The 19,035-nt window shown below is 44.7% G+C and carries 16 protein-coding genes and 1 other RNA gene; 5 read left to right on the forward strand and 12 right to left on the reverse strand.

Annotated elements, in window-relative coordinates:
- Positions 1–52 precede the first annotated feature (52 nt).
- Positions 53–1,510 (forward strand): AAA family ATPase, encoded by a 1,458-nt coding sequence (locus OQY15_RS13855; protein ID WP_265792372.1) that lies wholly within the window; start codon positions 53–55, stop codon positions 1,508–1,510.
- Positions 1,511–1,528: 18 nt separating this feature from the next.
- On the opposite strand, the gene OQY15_RS13860 is transcribed toward OQY15_RS13855, so the two are convergent.
- Both OQY15_RS13860 and OQY15_RS13865 read right to left on the reverse strand, forming a co-directional pair.
- Positions 1,529–1,651: a hypothetical protein gene (locus OQY15_RS13860; protein WP_265792373.1), complete on the reverse strand. Its 123-nt coding sequence runs from the start codon at positions 1,649–1,651 to the stop codon at positions 1,529–1,531.
- A gap of 116 nt (positions 1,652–1,767) precedes the next feature.
- Positions 1,768–1,992 (reverse strand): hypothetical protein, encoded by a 225-nt coding sequence (locus tag OQY15_RS13865; RefSeq protein WP_265792374.1) that lies wholly within the window; start codon positions 1,990–1,992, stop codon positions 1,768–1,770.
- Positions 1,993–2,150: 158 nt separating this feature from the next.
- Here OQY15_RS13865 and OQY15_RS13870 point away from each other — a divergent pair, with 158 nt between their 5' ends.
- From OQY15_RS13870 to ssrA, 3 genes are all read left to right on the forward strand, one after another.
- Complete coding sequence (locus OQY15_RS13870) at positions 2,151–3,116, forward strand: 3',5'-cyclic-nucleotide phosphodiesterase (protein ID WP_265792375.1); 966 nt, start codon at positions 2,151–2,153, stop codon at positions 3,114–3,116.
- A gap of 9 nt (positions 3,117–3,125) precedes the next feature.
- Positions 3,126–5,516, forward strand: coding sequence for an ATP-binding protein (locus tag OQY15_RS13875; RefSeq protein WP_265792376.1), 2,391 nt, complete (start codon positions 3,126–3,128; stop codon positions 5,514–5,516).
- 96 nt (positions 5,517–5,612) lie between these two features.
- Positions 5,613–5,979, forward strand: a transfer-messenger RNA (tmRNA) gene (gene ssrA / locus OQY15_RS13880).
- Between the two features lie 36 nt (positions 5,980–6,015).
- On the opposite strand, the gene OQY15_RS13885 is transcribed toward ssrA, so the two are convergent.
- The 5 genes from OQY15_RS13885 to katG form a co-directional block, all read right to left on the reverse strand.
- Positions 6,016–6,585, reverse strand: a complete 570-nt coding sequence (locus OQY15_RS13885; protein WP_265792377.1) for a YceI family protein — start codon at positions 6,583–6,585, stop codon at positions 6,016–6,018.
- Positions 6,586–6,595: 10 nt separating this feature from the next.
- On the reverse strand, positions 6,596–8,401 hold the full coding sequence (locus OQY15_RS13890) for an amidohydrolase (protein WP_265792378.1): 1,806 nt from the start codon (positions 8,399–8,401) through the stop codon (positions 6,596–6,598).
- Between the two features lie 153 nt (positions 8,402–8,554).
- The gene (locus OQY15_RS13895) at positions 8,555–9,883 is read right to left on the reverse strand and encodes a paraquat-inducible protein A (RefSeq protein WP_265792379.1); all 1,329 of its coding nucleotides are present in this window, start codon (positions 9,881–9,883) and stop codon (positions 8,555–8,557) included.
- A 35-nt stretch (positions 9,884–9,918) separates the two neighbouring features.
- Positions 9,919–11,244: a paraquat-inducible protein A gene (locus OQY15_RS13900; protein WP_265792381.1), complete on the reverse strand. Its 1,326-nt coding sequence runs from the start codon at positions 11,242–11,244 to the stop codon at positions 9,919–9,921.
- A gap of 146 nt (positions 11,245–11,390) precedes the next feature.
- Positions 11,391–13,658: a catalase/peroxidase HPI gene (gene katG / locus OQY15_RS13905; protein ID WP_265792382.1), complete on the reverse strand. Its 2,268-nt coding sequence runs from the start codon at positions 13,656–13,658 to the stop codon at positions 11,391–11,393.
- Between the two features lie 186 nt (positions 13,659–13,844).
- Between katG and OQY15_RS13910 the strand changes: the two genes are divergently transcribed.
- The gene (locus tag OQY15_RS13910; protein ID WP_265792383.1) at positions 13,845–14,603 is read left to right on the forward strand and encodes a DUF2625 domain-containing protein; all 759 of its coding nucleotides are present in this window, start codon (positions 13,845–13,847) and stop codon (positions 14,601–14,603) included.
- A 1-nt stretch (position 14,604) separates the two neighbouring features.
- Here the strand turns inward: OQY15_RS13910 and OQY15_RS13915 are convergent, their stop codons facing one another.
- The 5 genes from OQY15_RS13915 to OQY15_RS13935 form a co-directional block, all read right to left on the reverse strand.
- Positions 14,605–15,492, reverse strand: coding sequence for a dienelactone hydrolase family protein (locus tag OQY15_RS13915; RefSeq protein WP_265792384.1), 888 nt, complete (start codon positions 15,490–15,492; stop codon positions 14,605–14,607).
- Between the two features lie 30 nt (positions 15,493–15,522).
- The gene (locus OQY15_RS13920; RefSeq protein WP_265792385.1) at positions 15,523–16,053 is read right to left on the reverse strand and encodes a hypothetical protein; all 531 of its coding nucleotides are present in this window, start codon (positions 16,051–16,053) and stop codon (positions 15,523–15,525) included.
- A 32-nt stretch (positions 16,054–16,085) separates the two neighbouring features.
- On the reverse strand, positions 16,086–17,561 hold the full coding sequence (locus OQY15_RS13925) for a mannitol dehydrogenase family protein (protein WP_265792386.1): 1,476 nt from the start codon (positions 17,559–17,561) through the stop codon (positions 16,086–16,088).
- Between the two features lie 56 nt (positions 17,562–17,617).
- The gene (locus OQY15_RS13930; protein ID WP_265792387.1) at positions 17,618–17,971 is read right to left on the reverse strand and encodes an SDR family NAD(P)-dependent oxidoreductase; all 354 of its coding nucleotides are present in this window, start codon (positions 17,969–17,971) and stop codon (positions 17,618–17,620) included.
- Positions 17,972–18,076: 105 nt separating this feature from the next.
- Complete coding sequence (locus tag OQY15_RS13935; protein WP_265792388.1) at positions 18,077–19,000, reverse strand: AraC family transcriptional regulator; 924 nt, start codon at positions 18,998–19,000, stop codon at positions 18,077–18,079.
- Between the last annotated feature and the right edge of the window lie 35 nt (positions 19,001–19,035).

The raw sequence follows: 19,035 nt of genomic DNA on the forward strand, positions 1-19,035 counted from the left end.
CTTAACAAAATTAATTCTTTTTTCTATAACCACACCATTGCATATTTGTAAAATGGATAAAGCAGCAATAATTGCACAGTCTTATCAGTTTCAACCCACTGCCGAACAGTTGCTTTTCTGCCGGCAGATGGCAGATTTTTTATCCGGAGAGCTTGATAACAAGTGTTTTATTCTCAGGGGATATGCGGGTACAGGTAAAACGACTTCTGTTGCAGCCCTGGTGAAGGCACTGCCGGCATTCAGGTTCCGCCCGGCATTACTTGCGCCAACAGGGCGCGCTGCCAAGGTGATGAGCAGCTACTCGGGGCGTACAGCGCTGACCATCCACAAAAAGATCTACCGTAAACGCTCGGCCGTGTCTATGGACCTCAGCTTTCAGCTGGCACCAAACCTGGCAGAACGGACCCTTTTTATTATTGATGAGGCATCCATGATCGCTGATGAGTGGAATACCCAAAATGGCTCCTCCTTTCTGAAGGATGTGATGGAGTTCATCTATAATGGGAAGAACTGCGGTGTCCTCTTCGTGGGGGATACGGCGCAGCTGCCTCCGGTGGGAAGCCTGGATTCCCCCGCATTGAATAAAGCCTATGTAGCGCAAACCTTCGGTCTCCAGGTAATGGAAACAGAACTGAAGGAAGTAGTGCGGCAGGGGCAGAAGTCGGGCATCCTCGCCAATGCGTCCATGTTGCGCAACCTGATCAATGCACATATCAAAATCGCTGAGCAGGGAACTGCAGGGGCAAAGATCAAATTGCCGAGATTTATTACCAAAGGATACAAAGATATCTTCCGGATGACGGGCCTCAAGCTGGTAGAGGGCCTGGAATATGCTTACGGTAAGTTTGATATTGAAAACTCGCTGGTGGTGTGCCGTTCAAACAAATCTGCAAATGTATATAACCAGCAGATCAGGGTGCGATTGTTATACCGGGAGGAGGAACTTACGGGGGGCGATCAGATTATGGTGGTGCGCAATAATTATTTTTGGCTGCCGGATAATGAGTCTACGTCATTTATTGCCAATGGCGATATGGCGAGAATTGTGAGGGTCAGAAATGAAGAGGAGCGGTATGGTTTCCGTTTTTCTGAAGTGCAGCTGGAATTCCTGGATTATCCCGATGCCGGTCACATCACCTGTAAAGTAATGCTGGATACGCTGCAGGGAGAAAGCCCGAATTTATCCTACGAAGACAGTAAAAAGTTATTTGAAGGTCTTACTGAAGATTATATGCATATCTCCAATAAGCGGGAAAGGCTGCTGGCCATCAAGGAAGATCCTTATTACAATGCCTTGCAGATCAAATTTGCCTATGCAGTTACCTGCCATAAGGCTCAGGGTGGACAATGGGATGCTGTATTTGTGGATCAGGGGTATCTGACCGACGAAATGATAGACCTGGAATTTCTCAGGTGGTTGTATACCGCTGTTACCAGGTCAAAGAAAGAACTCTTCCTGGTAAATTTTGCAGCAAATCTTTTTGGCGAACCTGCGGATGAAAATTACTGACATCCGCAGGATGCTATTTTAGTGTGCTGAATGATTGTCATCAGTACTTTTCTTTTTGATCAGAAAAGAAAGAGAGTATGCCGTTACAGCGATGATGATACAAAGAATCAGGATAATGATAGTTACTTCTGTATTTGACATAATATTGATTTTATCGGTAATTGTCAGGTAATTTTTTTTCTGCTCAAAAGTAGTAAAATATGGGAAATTTAAGAACAATTGGGGTAACAAAATCAACAGCAATTACGCTTTCCGGGCTAGTTGAGTATTCCTAAATTCTCTTCAATTGCTTTTCCAATCGATCCCAATGGAAAATTCGCTGAGTCCTCCGTCTGTAATAACACTTTCCATTTCCCACTGAATCTGTTCCTCGTAATCTCGTAAAAACCCTTTTGGTGGAAGATTTTGTAAATGTTGATAGTTGATACGGGGTGTTCAACTTTATAGATCTCCTGATCTACACTGATATTAATACTTTTCATGGACTTTATTTTAAATACCTGGTTATCATATATCAGTTGCAGTAACCCTGCCATACAACTACAGGCTTTATCAGTGCTGACCGGGTTAATTTTATGTCTTGCGAAAAAAAGATATATTTGTTAACAGGCGACCTTTCCGGTATATTGTTGTACTACCTATGATCAAAAACTCTATTTTCTTTCTGCTGTGCTATTTTATTTTTTCATGCAGCGGCGTACAAGCGCAATCTCAAAAGAAACATTCCTTTAAGGTGCTGCCACTTGGTATAAAAGGGGGGCTTGATGAGGGTAACCTGTCAGCTTATATGATCGCTCCGGTTGGTACTGACAATTATATATGTGCTGATGCCGGAACTGTACGTCATGGGATTGATGTTGCCATTGCTGCCAGATCCTTGAAGGGTACTCCTGAGGAGATATTAAAAGATCAAATCAAAGGATACATGATCTCACATGCGCATCTGGACCATGTTGCCGGCCTGATCATGAACTCTCCCGAAGACGCTAAAAAGAATATTTATGCATTGCCTTCTGTTGCGGAGGTATTAAAGGATAAATATTTTACCTGGAAAGCCTGGGCAAACTTTACCAATGAAGGTGATGCGCCTCATCTTGATAAATATACTTATCAATATCTTAAGCCTGCACAAAAGATGGAGCTTGCAGGAACAGAGATGGTGGTTACAGCTTTCCCACTCAGTCATGGACCTGCCTATGAAAGTACTGCCTTTCTCATTCAGCATGGCGGGGATTATCTTTTATACCTTGGAGATACCGGAGCTGATCAGATTGAAAACTCCACTCATCTGCAGCAACTGTGGACGGCAATTGCTCCACTGGTCAGAAAACAGCAGCTAAAAGCTATTTTTATAGAAACATCTTTTTTTGATAAGCAACCTGATAAATTACTCTTTGGCCATCTTACACCCCGCCTGCTGATGCAGGAGATGGGGAAGTTGTCTGAGCTTGCAGGCCTCAATGCACTTAAAGCGGTGCCGCTTGTGATCACTCATATGAAGTCTTTTGGCCTCGAGGAAAAAGCTTTGGTCAGTGAATTAAAAAAGGATAATCAATCAGGCTTTAAACTGGTGTTTCCGGTTCAGGGTAAATTCATGTTATTTTAATCCATTCATATGTCTGAAAAGCGCTCCGAAAATCATCTTCAGTTCATGAAAGGCGGCGGTGAAGCCGGAGCAGTGATCCGTAGCCTGAACTGGGCGGAAACTCCTCTTGGCAATCCGGAAAGCTGGCCGACCTGTATCCGTATGAGCCTTAGTGTTTGCCTCAATTCCAGCTTTCCCATGGCGATGTACTGGGGAGCAGAGTACCATCTTTTTTATAATGATGCGTACAGGACCATCGCGGGCGACAGACATCCGCATATCATGGGTAAACCACGAAGGGAGTCCTGGCCTGAAACATGGGTGGAGATTAAGCCGCAATTTGACAATGTGATAGCGACGGGTAATTCTATCCGTAATCATGATAAACGGTTTCTGATCCATCGCTTTGGCTTTACTGAGGAATGCTACTTCGACTACACCTTATCCCCGATAGTGGATGAGAATGGAAAGATCTGCGGTATCTTCAATGCAGTGATGGAAACTACTTATCAGGTAATGAATGAAAGACGTAACCAGCTGCTGCAGGCCTTAAATCTCCAGCTTCATCAGTTCAGTACGTTTGAGGAAGCCTACAGCGGGGCCATTATCCTACTGCAGGACTTTAAGCACGATATCCCATTTTCGCTGCTGTATGCCTATGATATTTCTAATGATACCTTTACGCTGACACAGCAGGCGGGATTAAAGACGATTGACACCTCACAGGCGGTATGGCCGCTGAAGGAAGCGCTAAGCTCTGGTGTTCCGGTACAGGTTGCCGATCTTCAGGCCATCGCTATCCCCCTGAAATATGGTGACGACACCACCGGGGTATTTATCGCAGGACTGAACAGCCTGATCAGGTTTGATGATACCTACCTCCAGTTCCTGGAATCTGTAGCTTCCCAGCTTGCCGCCGCGATCAATAACGGCATAAACTTCCAAAAAGAGAAACTGCGTAGTGACCAGATTAAATATAGTGAAGACCAGCTGCAGTTTGCCATTGATGCCGCTGATCTTGGTACCTGGGATTTAGATCCTGTAACCAACCGCTTTACAGGTAATAACCGGTTGAAATCCTGGTTTGGTTTGCAGCCTGATACAGAAATTGATTTGTCACAAGCACTGAACGGAATCATAGAGTCAGACCGCTCATTGGTGGTTTCCGCCATACAGGAGGCCATGACTTTCAGTTCAGGTGGAAACTATCATATAGAATATACAATCATAAACCCCCATGACCCGACGCCGCGCACCGTGCGCGCAAAAGGCAAAGCACTTTTCGACAATGAGCAGAAAGTAACGCGTTTCAGCGGAACTTTACAGGATATTACCGCTGAGCGTAAAACGCTTGATGCCCTGGAACGGGCTTATGAGCAGGCACGTTTATCAAAGGAGGCTGCGCAGCTGGGAACCTTTGATATGGACCTGGTAAAAGGGACGATGGAATGGGATGAACGCTGTCGCTTGTTGTTCGGCATCTCTCACAAAAATAAAGTTTCGTATGAGGGCGACTTCCTGCCGGGATTACATGTCCTGGATCAGGTAAGGATCAGCGAAATTATCAACAGGGCTTTTATCAAAGCTGAAAGTAATGGCGACTATGATGTGGAATACCGCACGGTAGGGGCAGAGGATCAGCAACTGCGATGGGTAAGGGCTAAGGGGAAGGTGTTCTTCAATGAGCATGACCAGCCGGTACGCTTTGTAGGCTCCGTGCTGGAAATTACCAATGAGAAGCTGAATGAGATCCGTAAAAATGATTTTATCGGCATGGTAAGCCATGAGCTGAAAACACCACTAACTTCCTTAAAGGCTTATGTACAGGTATTACATGCGCGCTCTAAGAAGGAAGAAAATACTTTCGCTATCAGCTCGCTGAATAAAGTAGAATTGCAAATTAACAAGATGAGTGCGCTGATCAATGGTTTCCTTAACCTGTCACGTCTCGAATCCGGAAAAATCCATCTGCACAGGGTGGATTTCAAAATGGATGAGCTGATCGCTGAAATCATTGAAGAAAGTCAACTGGTCATCTCCACACATGAGATAAGGCTGATTCCATGTGATGCTGTGCTGGTTAATGCCGACAGGGATAAAATTGGTCAGGTGATCACTAACCTGATCAGCAATGCCGTAAAGTATTCTCCACGCGGGGAACTGGTAGAACTGGAGTGCAGACTTATTGGAGATACAGTTCAGGTAAGTGTCAGAGACGATGGAATGGGTATACGCGAACAAGATAAGGACAAACTCTTTGACCGTTTTTACCGGGTGGAAAGTGCGCATACAGAGAGTATATCTGGCTTCGGGATAGGTCTATACTTATCCGCAGAGATTATCAAACGCCATGGCGGGGAGATTTGGTTGGAGAGTGAAAAGGGCATAGGATCTACTTTTTATTTCAGTCTGCCGCTGTAGTTTAATGCTGGCAACATATTTCTGGCATAATTTTCGTATATTTGTAGCCCGATGGCAGAAAAGGATTAGTTAACCTTCGAGCATCGGATATGTACTGGGGCCGTTTTGGATTTGACAGGGTGGAGGTACGTATGTTAGCATGCAGTGCGTTGTACGGAGAGCACTTTAAAGAGAACGTTCACACTTTGATTGGCGAAAATAACTACGCCTTAGCTGCTTAATTTAGAATTAAATAGCTTTTGTCCTTCTGGTTGCCGCGTTTTTAGGCCAGAATCAAGGGCATCGAAATAAATGACGCTGGCGATTGTAAGGTACGGTACAGTCGTGAGATAAAGTATCTAAGGAGAAAGACAAGGTAGGTTTCCGGCCCGTCTGATCCCGAAAATAAAATGGAAAATAAGCATGTAGAAGGCATAATTTGCCACACAACTGGACAAGGGTTCGAACCCCTTCGGCTCCACAAAAAAAGCCCTCTGAGATTTCTCAGAGGGCTTTTTTTTTACTGTAATTGTAGCTCGGCATCTACGGTAATAAAGACGTTATCACCTACCAGTTTGCCGGGGAATTTGCTCCCTATTCCAAAATCAGAACGATTTACTGTACCCGTGACCTTAAAACCCGCAGTTCTTTTCTTCGTCACTTCGTTGTTTATGGTGCCGTTATGGACCAACTTCATCTTCAGCTCTTTGGTTACATTGTGCATGGTTAACTTCCCCGTTACGGAATAGGTGTTTTTGTCTATTCGTGATAGAGATGTACTTTTAAACTGAAGGCCTGGATACTTTGCCGCGTCAAAAAAATCCTCACTGAGCAGATGTTTGTCACGTGCCTCAACCTCTGTATCAATGGAACCAATTTTAGCACTTAATGCGATCACCGCATCGCTGAAATCCGGCTTCGCTGCCTTAACCTCTATCTCAAAATCCTTAAAGACACCGCTGACCTCTGAGATCAGCATATGCTTTATATTAAAACCCAATCTAGAATGCTCCGGGTCGCTTTTCCAGTTTTGTGCTGAAACGCAGAGCGTAATCAATGCAAGAAAAAAAGTCAATGTAAATGTTTTCATAAGTCTCGTTTTAATCTTTATTGTTATAAAAGCCTCCGAAAGTTTTGAATGGAGACCATACCGGCAGTGTTTCAGGTAACTTCGGAGACAAGCTCTTAAACTCGTCTGCGCCAAAAACCACCCTGCCATCTACTACCGTTAATGAAGAAGAAATTGTTTTTATTTCATCATCCGGAACTGTAAAATAATCTTTGTTTAGCAAGGTGAAATCTGCAAAATTACCAGGAATGATTTTTCCCATTTCACCCTCCTGATTTTCAAACCAGGTTGGAGCCACTGTAAATAGTTTTAATGCTTCTACTCTTGTCAGCCGGTTATTTTTTGCCAGTACTTCTCTGCCCGATACCGATTTTCCTGTGGTCATCCAGCTGATGCCAATCCATGGATTAAAAGAGGCGACTCTGAATGCATCACTGGTCATCACAAGTGGAACACCACTGTCATACAACTCACGCAATCTCGGCGTTTGTGCCGCTTTCTCCGCTCCATGGGTTTTGATAAAAGCGTCGGCGTGCATCGCCATTTTCGTGTCCAGGGCGATACCACCACCCAGTTTTTTTACCCTGGCGGCATTCTCAAGAGATATCGTTTCGGCATGTTCAATACTCCAGCGTAAACCGTCCAGAGGTGTCTTCTGGTTGATCGCTTCAAGTGCGTCCAGAAAGGGAGAGATATTTTCTTCATAGCTGATATGCATGCGGAAAGGAATGCCTTTTTCTACAAGCTTGGTAATGTCCTCTGTTATGTAACGGCGCATTACTTCCTTATCGATCACTACCGCTGGTCTGTCAAAATTTTCATGATCATGCAACTCTATTCTAAGCAATTCGCCTGCACCTTCATATTCATGACCATGCGCCATCGTCGGGTGCAGGTTTTCTCCCGGACTGATAGGAGACTTCTTTGTTACCGCTTCAATTTCTGCATCTATCAGACTACCGCTGTTGGCATCACCATATTGGAGATCGATAAATGGCATCCTCACATTGAGACGATTCTCCTTTGCCAGATGTTGTATTTGAGTATGTCCGTGGGGATGTCCGATCAATGCTGCCCCATCAAGAGCTGAAGTGATTCCGAAGCGGTTGAGGCTATTGATCACATTTGTAATTGAACTGAGCTGCTCCTCACTTGAAGCCTGTGGCACCATCGCCTCAAGAGAGATAAACGTAAATGTATAGCCATCTACGACACCTGTATAATTCCCTTTTTTATCCTTCTCCAGAACTGTACCCTGCAATGCCGGAAAACGATTGGTGCCAACACCAAAAGCTTTCATGGCCAATTCATTTAAAAATGCGCGGTTGTAAGCATACTGAACAATTGCAGGTCTGTTTGGCACTGCCTTCCGGATTTCCTGGATAGTCGGCAATCGTTTCTCTTCAAACTGGTAGGGCGACCAACCCCCGATTACTTTCACCCACTGGCCTTCAGGAGTTCGTTTTGCCTGCTCAGTTAACATCTCCAATGCACGCTTCAGCGTGGGTACACCTTCCCATCTGACATTGTAATTGTAACTTCTTTCATTCAAGATGTGGATGTGGGCATCACTGATACCCGGGATCAGACGTCTGCCAGCTGCATCAATGATTTTGGTGTTGCTGTCTTTCAATTTTACTATCTCGGCATCAGTGCCTACAGCATAAATTTTACCTCGTTTTACTGCAATAGCAGAAGCTTCAGGTTTGGTTAAGCTTCCGGTACTAACTTTTGCATTAAACACGATCATATCGGCACCGATCAATGGTTCAGTGGATTGTGCTTTACTTTGTGCAATGCTGCATATAGCTATTGCCAGAACGAATAGTCTTCTCATAATTTACTATTAAAATTAATTTTTTTGTAGATCGTGTACGGGCATGGAAAGGCACGCTGATCTTTAAATCAAAACTAATTTTAATCAAATTGTATGAAAATGATATATGTCGTAAAATTCCGTCTACATATGTCGACGAATCAGGAAGATAAGTTAATGAACTACTGGATCATTTGCTTTGATACGGTTTAAGCGGTACGTTAAGACCATCTCAAAAGCTACATAACCTACGAAAATGATAAATCCAGGTTGCAATGAGGTGTAGTTTACTGTCGTAGTTTTTAAGAACTCATTGTCGATATTCAGGTTGGACAGCTGACTTTTCAAAATACCGTTCAAACCAATATAAGTCATCGCAATACCAACTACCATCACATCTGCCATATCCCATTTCCCCAGCTCAAAAGTAAGGTATTTCACCACCTTGTTCTGCGACAACTTTTCGTTGCCCAGGATGACAATTCCCTTGGCGATCATTCTCAGCAGAGGAAGGATAATCACAAATAACATAATCAGAATACCCACGAGAACGGCATCAGGTTTTGGTTGTTCAATCAAAGTATGTACAATCCCCATGATACTTTTACTCTGGAAAAATAATACCTGATTTTCAAACGTTACCTTTTTGCCCATCATCATAAAATCAAGTGTCTGGATGCGGGCATCCACATCTATGATTGGTGCTGTCATTCCCACGGCCAGCAAAATAAAGGCGAAACATAAAGACATGATAAACAGCGTATTTTGCAGCTCACGTTTATTTCGCAGCAACCACCAGAGGATCATGACCAGAACCACACAGGCCAGCATGGCATAGGCATAGTTATAGGTGACTTTGTGAATGTCAGCCAGATGGGTGGTAATCTCCTTATCAAAATCTGCGGCATTAGATACCTTATACTTCCCGTATAAACTTTTGGTAACCTGATTATAAGCCACACTCGTACTGTCGTATGTTTCATCCTCCAGCTGGTCTATCTTGCTGCTGGCAATATCTTTTAACCTGTTCACGCTTCTCGGACTGGTCACTTTGTTAACAATCGTGCGGGAGAAGGAAGGTACCTGTTCATACAAGTCCTTCGGATCAACAAACTGGTTAAAAGCAAACTTCTTTAACTTTCCGCCAACAGATTCCTGTGGTTTATTCACTTCTTTGACGATGCTGCTGATCATTCCGCTCAGTTGCTGCTCCACCTGCTTTTGCATGGCTTTCTTCTGTGCCGGAGTAATTTTATAGTTAGTCACCTGACGATCCACTACCGCGCCAATTCTTTCACGCCACTGGTCAAGGGAAAAAAGTCCAAATGTGATGTTGTTAGACATACTGTAATCCTCTTTGATCTGGGTTTGCTCATTTGCAAGGATATCAAGATGATAACCCAACCAGGCTTCCCCGCAAAGAAGTACACTTAACCCAAGAATGAGTAAGATTTTGGACAATCCAAATTTGCCGGTTGTAGTATTTGTTTGCTGAGTAGTCAATGTCTTAAAGTATTAAATAATAATAAGGTTGATGCCTAATGTGAATCGTAGGGAGTGATATACTTCAGGATGGTGGAAAGTATAAGCCCGTATAATACAAAACTGATAAAAATGATAAAGCCGGGTTGCAATGCCGTATTGTTGGTCGTAATAATTGTCAGGAAATCACTTTTCACATTCAGTCCTGCCAGTTGACGTTCCAGCAAACCATTCAAACCGATATACGTCATCATAATGGCAATCACAATCACATCGGCCATACTCCATTTTCCAGATTGAAAGGCAAAGTATTTGATGAATCTGTTCTCTGCAATACTTTTTCTGCCCAGCAGATGTATACCCGTGCTGCTTAGTTTCATAATCGGGAAAAGGATACTGAAGATAAGGATCAGCACACCTACCAGTATAGAATCTATTCCAGACTGGCTGATCAGAATATGCACCACATCTAGTATACTTTTGCTCTGAAAAAATAAAACCTGGTCTTTAAAAACTACATGTTCACCCAGTAACACAAAGTCAAGCGATTTGATACGTGCATCTACCTCAATCATTGAGGCCGTCAAACCAACCGCCAGAAGAATAAATGCAAAGAGGAGTGACATGATAAACAGCGTAGCATGTAAATCTGTCCTCTTGCGAAAGATCCACCAGAGCGACAATACAATTGCGATGCAGGCCAGCATTCCAAAACAATAATTGTACGTCACCTTTTTTATTTTTGCCAGCAAAGAGAGTACCTTCTCATTAAATTCAATTCTGCTCGAAACATGATACTTCTGGTACATACTCTTATTTAAAGCGGTATTTACCTTTGTTGTACTGTCAATATATCCTGTTTTCTGAACTTCTTCAAACTTGCCCAGGGCCATGCTACTGGCCTTCTTTTTGGTAGAGCGATTATCTGCTTTTGCAATCACAGTTTTGGCAAAAGAAGGTACCTGTGCTTTAATTTTGTCGGTATTTACAAAGGTCTTAATGGCCAGTTTTTTGATTTTCCCGCTGAATGTCTTCGATGGTTTATTGACCAGGGCTTCAGCTTTATTGATTACTGCCATAATCACCTCCTCAACCTCCAGCTGTAGCTGTCTTTTCTGTTTTTTTGTCATGCTGAAATCGCGGACCTGATGTTTGATGATGCCGGCGATCTCATCCTGCCATTGGTCGGCCGCAAAGAGTCCGTGCATTACATTGTTGGTCTCGGAATAGTCTTCCTTGATTTCTTTCTGCTGATGCGAAAGCTTGTAGAGTTCAAGGCCAAAGTAAGCCTCTCCAGCCAGCAACACGCCCAGCCCGAGGATTAAAAATAACCGTGCGACATTAAACCTTTTAGTATTTGTAGTTGATTCTTGAGCGGCCAATGGGTTCAAATTATGGTTGTAATTAACCTATAACTGTAAATTTTTGTAAATGTTTGAACATGATCGAACTAAACTTTACAACCTATAGTCCTGATAACGCAAAAAGGCACCCCTGAGGATGCCTTTTTGTATTAAAAAAGTAAACGTTATTTCAGGTCAAACCTGTCCAGGTCCATCACCTTCGTCCATGCCGCCACAAAGTCCTTCACAAACTTATCCTTACCATCTGCGCTTGCGTACACTTCAGCCACAGCCCTCAGCTCAGCATTGGAGCCCAGTACCAGGTCGGCACGTGTAGCTGTCCATTTGATGTTGCCGCTGCTGCGGTCAGTTCCCAGGTAAACTTCCTTGTCTTCAGAAACTGCCTGCCACTTTGTATTCATGTCCAGCAGGTTTACAAAGAAATCATTGCTCAGCAAACCAGGCTGAGTAGTGAGGACACCATTGTTTGAGCCGTCAAAATTCGCGTTCAGCACCCTCAAACCACCAATCAATACCGTCAGCTGCGGGGCTGTAAGCGTCAGCAGATGCGCTTTGTCTACTAACAGCTCTTCGGTAGAGACTCTCAGTTTCGTATTGCGGTAATTGCGGAAACCATCTGCTGCAGGCTCCAGGTAACCAAAAGATTCAGTATCGGTCTGTTCCTGCGAGGCATCTGTACGTCCCGGAGTAAAAGGCACAGTTACAGAAAAATTAGTAGCTTTTTCTACTGCTGCAGCCCCTGCCAGCACAATCAGATCTGCCAGCGAAACTTTCTTTCCATCGCTTTGCGAACCATTGAACTCCTGCTGGATAGCTTCCAGCGCATTCAGGATCTTTTGCAGCTGCACAGGGTTATTCACCTGCCAGAACTTCTGCGGTGCCAGGCGGATACGTGCACCATTGGCGCCCCCACGTTTATCAGATCCGCGGAAAGTAGATGCCGAAGCCCATGCTGTAGACACCAGTTCCGATATACTTAATCCAGAATCCAGGACTTTCGCTTTCAGGGCAGTGATGTCAGCTTCTGAGATAAGCGCATGGTCAACTGCCGGAAGAGGATCCTGCCACAGCAGCTCTTCTGCAGGAACATCCGGTCCCAGGTAACGGGATACAGGACCCATATCGCGGTGTGTCAGCTTATACCATGCACGGGCAAAAGCATCGGCAAACTGATCCGGGTTCTCCAGGAAACGTCTGGAAATCTTCTCAAATTCAGGATCAATCCTCAGTGTAAGGTCCGTCGTCAGCATCGTCGGCAAATGTTTCTTGCTGCTGTCATAGGCATCAGGAATAATCGCTTCCGCATTTTTTGCTACCCATTGGTGTGCACCTCCCGGGCTTTTAGACAATTCCCATTCATAGGCGAACAGGTTTTCAAAAAAGTTGTTGCTCCATTGTGTAGGTGTTGTTGTCCATGTTACCTCCAGCCCGCTGGTAATCGCATCAGGACCACTGCCAGAGCCAAAGCTGTTGCTCCAGCCAAAACCCTGCGAGTCTACATCGGCAGCTTCAGGTTCTTTACCTACATATTCTGAGGGTGCTGCACCGTGAGTTTTACCAAAAGTATGTCCTCCGGCAATCAGCGCCACTGTTTCTTCATCATTCATCGCCATGCGGCCGAAAGTATCGCGGATATCCTTTGCTGAGGCCAGCGGATCAGGGTTGCCATCCGGACCTTCAGGGTTTACATAGATCAGCCCCATATGTGCTGCTGCGAGCGGTTTCTCCAGGTTGCGCGACTGGTGTTTATGTCCATCGGCATCTTCATCAGATACCAGTACCCCATCACCACGTTCGCCCGGCGTACCATCAGCATAACGTTTATCATTACCCAGCCAGGTAGTTTCAGAACCCCAGTAAACAGATTCATCAGCCTCCCAGGCATCTTCGCGGCCGCCGGCAAAGCCGAAGGTTTTGAAGCCCATAGACTCCAGAGCTACGTTCCCTGTGAGGATAATTAAGTCAGCCCATGAGATCTTGTTGCCGTATTTTTGTTTGATGGGCCATATCAGCCTGCGTGCCTTGTCCAGACTCACGTTATCAGGCCAGCTGTTAAGCGGCGCAAAGCGTTGTAAGCCTGCTCCTGCTCCGCCACGTCCGTCGCCCACGCGGTAAGTACCGGCACTGTGCCATGCCATACGGATAAATAAACCACCATAATGGCCAAAGTCTGCCGGCCACCAGTCCTGCGAGTCTGTCATCAGCACCTTCAGGTCAGCCTTCACTGCTTCAAGGTCAAGACTTTTAAAAGCCTCAGCGTAGCTGAAATCTTCGCCCAGGGGGTTAGATAGGGGAGAGTGCTGGCGCAGGATGTTAAGCTTTAGCTGGTTAGGCCACCAATCATTATTGCGGGTACCACCGCCGGCAACATTGTGCTTCATGCTGCCATTGTGAAAGGGACATTTACTGATGTCATTTGATTCATTTTCCATACTTGATAGTTTATATTTTGAATGATACTTGCAAGAAGTAATTGTTGTGCATTATAAAGCTAGGGTATTGAAAGGGATTATCATAATCAATTAAATCTATATTGAATAGTTAAAACCTATTATGACAACAGAATGGAAAAGTTCGGCAATAGGTTTATATCTTTGCAGCAGATGATTACGTTACAAATGAAATTGAAATATAAGGCGCTTATCCTATGCTTTTTAAGCATCATTTCTACCACAAGTTTTGCTCAGAACAAAATGCAGACCCTCGGGGAGCTGGTCAATACCAAAGATCCGGCCTGGCCACTGGTACAAAAGTGGATAGAATCCGCAAAAAATAAAGTAGAAGTATTGCCGGTCGACTCCGCAAAGGGTCAGCAGGCATTATTTGATATGCAGGTATCTACTTACTCTACACTGGGTTCCATCATCTACAATACCGGCGGTATCATGGTGGATAACGGATGGCTCAGAATTTTAGGATCGGGCAGCACCAGGTTAAACCGTAGCGTGCCGGCATGGAATAAGGGGAAAACTATGCAGGAGTATGGAGATAAGCCAGATTACCTGCTCGTAGCAGATGATGCTGCGGGAGGCTTTTTCGCCATTAACTACGGAGCCTTTGGCTCTGATCTTAAAAATATATATTACCTGGCACCCAACAGCTTAAACTGGGAGCCGTTGAATGCCGGGTATGGTGAGTTTATCCTGTTCTGTTTCGACAGCGACCTCTCTAAATTTTATGAAGGTCTACGCTGGACAAGCTGGGACCAGTTTATTGGCAACCTCGATGGTAGTAAATCTTACAGCTTCCGCCCATATTTATGGTCTGAAGAGGGTAAAGACATCAATAAGGCTACCCGCAAGCTGGTGCCGACAAGCGATCTGTACAAATTTAATATCGTCAAACAGAAAGAACTGCAGTCGGCTGTAAAGCCATAGTTTACTTCAGGTTTTCTGTAAAGAAGTCAACCGTACGTTTCCATGCCAGGTCTGCAGCGGCTTTATCATAACGCGGAGTAGTGTCATTATGGAAACCGTGGTTCACGTTTTCGTAGACAAAACCCTGGTATTTTTTGTTATTTTCTTTCAGCGCAGCTTCATATGGAGGCCATCCTTCAGTGATCCTGGTATCCAGTGAAGCATAATGCAGCATCAGCGGTGCTTTGATTTTGGGCACATCTGTAAGCGCGGGCTGACTGCCGTAAAAAGGCACTGCAGCAGCAAGATCAGGTACCCGTACTGCCATCATATTCGCTATACCACCACCAAAGCAGAAACCTACAACACCTACCTTACCATTACAGTCCTTGTGGTTTTTCAGGTATTCAAAGGCGGCGATAAAATCTTCCTCCATCTGGCCTTTATCCCTTTTACTTTGCAGCTCACGCCCTGCTTCGTCATTACCAGGGTATCCACCCAGCGGCGAAAGTGCATCAGGTGCCAGAGAGATAAATCCTGCAAGGGCAGCCCTTCTGCCTACATCCTCGATATAGGGGTTTAAGCCTCTGTTTTCATGAACAACGATGATCCCACCCAGTTTGCCTTTGGCATCTTTCGGTTTGGACAGCAATCCCTTGATCGTTCCTCCTCCTTTTGGAGAGGAGTAGTTGATAAATTCTGATTTCAGTCGGGGGTCATCAGCCTTCACCTGGATGTTGCCTTCGTAATCCGGCATCAGGAAGCTCATCAGCGCCGGTACGGTTAAGCCGCCCACAGCGTAGGCGGATAGTTTTTGCATAAATGACCGGCGGTTCAGGCGGTTATGTGCATAATCATCATACAGGTCGAACACTTCCTGTTTGATTTCTTTTTTATCAATTTTGTTCATAGTAAAAGGCTTTACCCAAAAATAATGATTCTATCCGATAGTTGGCACTTCTGTTTTGCGGACGGCAAAAGCTGTCGCGATGCGTTCATCCGTCATGCCCGTTTGGGTGCTGTAGGCTTGCCTGTACAAACGTAATTTTTCATTGATCACCTGTACCCGGTCGGTAAAGCCTTCAAAATCATTGATCATGCGTTCAGTATCTTCAGCAGAAGCAGCTGTCAGGTCATTAAACCTGAAGTAGATGCCCGCCAGGTCATTCTTAAGTGCGAGCAGATGTTTGAGCTCCTCGATATCGGCCTCATCAATCTGATAAGCCTGCTGCAATAAACTCGTCATGATGCCCATCATCTGCTTGCTGGTATCGTATTTTGCCCAGATGGTGTCATACTCGGCTTCCGACTCAGGGTTGGTGGTAACGATTTCATCAATCGCCACCATATTGATGGTTTCCTGTTCTAAAACCTGGCCGATATAAATCGCCCTGCCATAATGAGCAAACAGCAATGTCAGCTGTTCATTCTTTTGTGTAATGTTTTCCGGTGATTCTTCCTGATGCGTCATATAGATTCGTGTTGGGCGAAACCTACAACAATTTACAGACCATTGATGGCTGAGAGCGTCTTTAAAATTCCATTCTCGGCGATCGCACCCCTGTATCCGGCATATTGTTTTACAAAATCCGGGTATCTATCAAGATTTGCGGAAGCTAAAGGGGAGATGGATAAAAAGCGGAGCACATCATCATGGCTGATCAACTGCCAGTCGGCCGCTGTAATTTTTGGTGCATCAACAGTGTAGGCCTCTCCATTATCGTCCTTACCGTTTTTCAGGTAATGTGCATACGCGGCAAATAGGAATGCTATCCGCTTGGGGCTGCGCTTCTGCTGCAGGATATCCAGCAGGGTGGGCAGGATAAATACCGGAATCTTTGCTCCGCCATGAAAACATAGTCTGGACAGCTGATCGCTCACTGCGGGATTTGCAAAACGCTCAAACAGCTGCTTTTTATAGAGCGATAAGTTGACATCCACAGGAACTTCTACCATCGGACTTACATCGTCGTTCATAAATCCAAGCAGATATGCTTCAAGCACCGGGTCTTTCATCGCAGTATCTACATTCCGGTATCCTGCAAGAAAGGCAGGGTAGGCCAGCATGCTGTGCGAAGCATTCAGAAACCTTAGTTTCAGCAGCTCATATGGAGAGACATCGTCAACAAAGTTCACTCCGGCAAGTTCCCATTCGGGCCTGCCTGCACAAAAGTTATCCTCAATCACCCATTGGGTAAAATCTTCTGCATATACAGGGATAGCATCTTCGATACCACTGTCCTGGTTCAGCCTTATCTTATCTTCTTCGCTCACCGCGGGTGTAATCCTGTCCACCATAGAATTGGGGAAGGATACGTTTTCGCCTATCCAGCTGGCGAGTTCAGGATCAAGTTTTTCTGCAAAGGACAGGAAAACATACTTTGTGACGTCTCCGTTATGTTGCAGGTTGTCGCAGGAAAGCACTGTGAAAGGCCCTGTGCCAGATTCCCTGCGCCGGCGTAATGCCGCGGTAATGTATCCAAATGCTGTGCGCGGACTGTCAGGATGTTGCAGGTCATGTACAATATCTTCATCATCAGCCATGAATTTACCATGCTGATCCAGTTTATATCCACCTTCGGTGATGGTCATCGAAACGATCCTGATGGCAGGATCTGCCAGTTGGGTCATGGCCTTTTCTACGTCAGCACGTGCCGGGATGTAGTCCACGATCGCACCGATCAGTGAGGTTACAATCCCTCCGTCAGCCGCATATTCTGTCAGGGAATACAGGTGATCCTGGTCCTTGAGGTGTGCATTCATTGTTGCACCGGATTTGGTGATGCCTATACCTACAATGCCCCAGTCCTCATGCCCCTGTCCGCTGTTCAGCAGCTTATGGGTGTAGTAAGCCTGGTGCGCACGATGGAAATTTCCGACGCCAATATGCGCTATACCGGCTTTGATATTTCCGGGCGTGTAGTTTAATTTCTGGATGGTAGGGCTAAGCGTGTTTTGTTCTTGAATATCTTCTCTCATAAATTAGTTTAAATAGTAAATGCGTATGTGAATAATACAGGCAGTCAGCTATTTAATTAATTCATGGCGTGTTTTTGGAATTTCTCCAGTGCAAGGTCATAAGTTGTTTTGCTGGTCTGGTCTTCAATTTCCATGCAATTGATCAGGCAGTCAGCCCCTCCGAATTTATTTTTTACCAGACTGATAAATTCAGTGAGGTCAAATTCTTTGCTCAAGTCAGCTTCTACATAGTAAGCTTGCTGTTCAGGTGCTGCTTTGGCAATTTCATTCACACATTCATCCAGCTCTTTCCTTTTATCACCTACCAGCAATACGCGGTTATACTGATTGATAAGATCTTTCACAGCCTGCATGCCCTGTTCTGAGTTTGCATTTAATACTACTGCTAAGGTTTGTTTTTCAGTAATCATAATTTTAAAAGTGTTAATTCATATAATCGGAGGCAAAGTTCGGGCTTATAACTATGGCATAGCTTGTACTTTGATAAGATAATAATGAACAATTAAAACATCTGCTTAGCTATTTCCGGAATGCTCACGCAGATAAGCGCCCGGTGAGAGCTGGTGGTGTTTTTTGAAAAACCTGGATAAGTGGCTCTCATCGGCAAATCCAAACTCTTCTGCCACCTGCCTGATCGTAAACTGGCTCGACTGAAAACGGAGTTCTATCAGTGAGGCTTTATACTGATTGACATACTGGCTGTAGGAGATGTTGTATCGGCGTTTAAAATAGGCACTGAAGTATTTTGGTGCAATATTAAAATGCAGGGAGATGTTAGCAACCTTGAGGGCAGCCGGACTGTAAATCTGATCATGGATATAAGAGATCAGGGTTTCCTGCGCCGGATCAATCAACGACAAATTGATGGCCATCGTGCTGATACTGTTTTTGACCACTGCGATGATGGTAAGGATAAGGTGATAAATGATCTGTGAATGGCTGTTGTCCTGATCACTGTGCGAGGCCAGCAGGATGCTGTCTATGCTGGTTTTTAAAATCTCTGAATTTGGATAGATGATTTCCAGTTTATTTTCCTTCAGAAGTTTATTCCTCATGATATGGATGGCTTCGGCTGTGGTGAAATCATCCTGACCGGGTTGCTGGAAAAGTTTAAAGTAGGCATCTGTAAATTTGATAAATACAAAACGTGTTCTTTCTGAGATATCAAAAGTATGACTGTCTTCAGGGCAGAGGAGGAAGAGATCGCCGGTGGTATATTCCAGTACACTGTTATTGAGAAAATGCTTTCCGCTACCCTGATAAATGTAGCCCATTTCGAAATAAGTGTGGCCATGACTTTCCATGTGGAATACAGATTCCTCAAAGTCGTGGATCACCAGTGCCTCAAATTGTTTCAGCGTGCGCATAGCTGCAATAACGGCATAATTATTAGAAAAACTGACATGTTCATCTCCTATTCCGGATAGAGCGAGGGGCAATACTGGCCTGGTTTATGGGGTTAAACAGGTAATTA

The sequence above is a fragment of the Pedobacter sp. MC2016-15 genome (genome assembly GCF_026239695.1).
GTDB lineage: Bacteria > Bacteroidota > Bacteroidia > Sphingobacteriales > Sphingobacteriaceae > Pedobacter.

Excerpts from the sequence above, each read along its gene's own strand:
- OQY15_RS13860 (WP_265792373.1), bottom strand. The coding sequence starts at position 1,651 with ATGTCAAATACAGAAGTAACTATCATTATCCTGATTCTTTGTATCATC.
- OQY15_RS13885 (WP_265792377.1), bottom strand. The coding sequence starts at position 6,585 with ATGAAAACATTTACATTGACTTTTTTTCTTGCATTGATTACGCTCTGC.
- OQY15_RS13920 (WP_265792385.1), bottom strand. The coding sequence starts at position 16,053 with ATGACGCATCAGGAAGAATCACCGGAAAACATTACACAAAAGAATGAA.
- OQY15_RS13925 (WP_265792386.1), bottom strand. The coding sequence starts at position 17,561 with ATGAGAGAAGATATTCAAGAACAAAACACGCTTAGCCCTACCATCCAG.
- OQY15_RS13930 (WP_265792387.1), bottom strand. The coding sequence starts at position 17,971 with ATGATTACTGAAAAACAAACCTTAGCAGTAGTATTAAATGCAAACTCA.
- OQY15_RS13865 (WP_265792374.1), bottom strand. The coding sequence starts at position 1,992 with ATGAAAAGTATTAATATCAGTGTAGATCAGGAGATCTATAAAGTTGAA.
- katG (WP_265792382.1), bottom strand. The coding sequence starts at position 13,658 with ATGGAAAATGAATCAAATGACATCAGTAAATGTCCCTTTCACAATGGC.
- OQY15_RS13870 (WP_265792375.1), top strand. The coding sequence starts at position 2,151 with ATGATCAAAAACTCTATTTTCTTTCTGCTGTGCTATTTTATTTTTTCA.
- OQY15_RS13855 (WP_265792372.1), top strand. The coding sequence starts at position 53 with ATGGATAAAGCAGCAATAATTGCACAGTCTTATCAGTTTCAACCCACT.
- OQY15_RS13910 (WP_265792383.1), top strand. The coding sequence starts at position 13,845 with ATGAAATTGAAATATAAGGCGCTTATCCTATGCTTTTTAAGCATCATT.
- OQY15_RS13875 (WP_265792376.1), top strand. The coding sequence starts at position 3,126 with ATGTCTGAAAAGCGCTCCGAAAATCATCTTCAGTTCATGAAAGGCGGC.
- OQY15_RS13915 (WP_265792384.1), bottom strand. The coding sequence starts at position 15,492 with ATGAACAAAATTGATAAAAAAGAAATCAAACAGGAAGTGTTCGACCTG.
- OQY15_RS13890 (WP_265792378.1), bottom strand. The coding sequence starts at position 8,401 with ATGAGAAGACTATTCGTTCTGGCAATAGCTATATGCAGCATTGCACAA.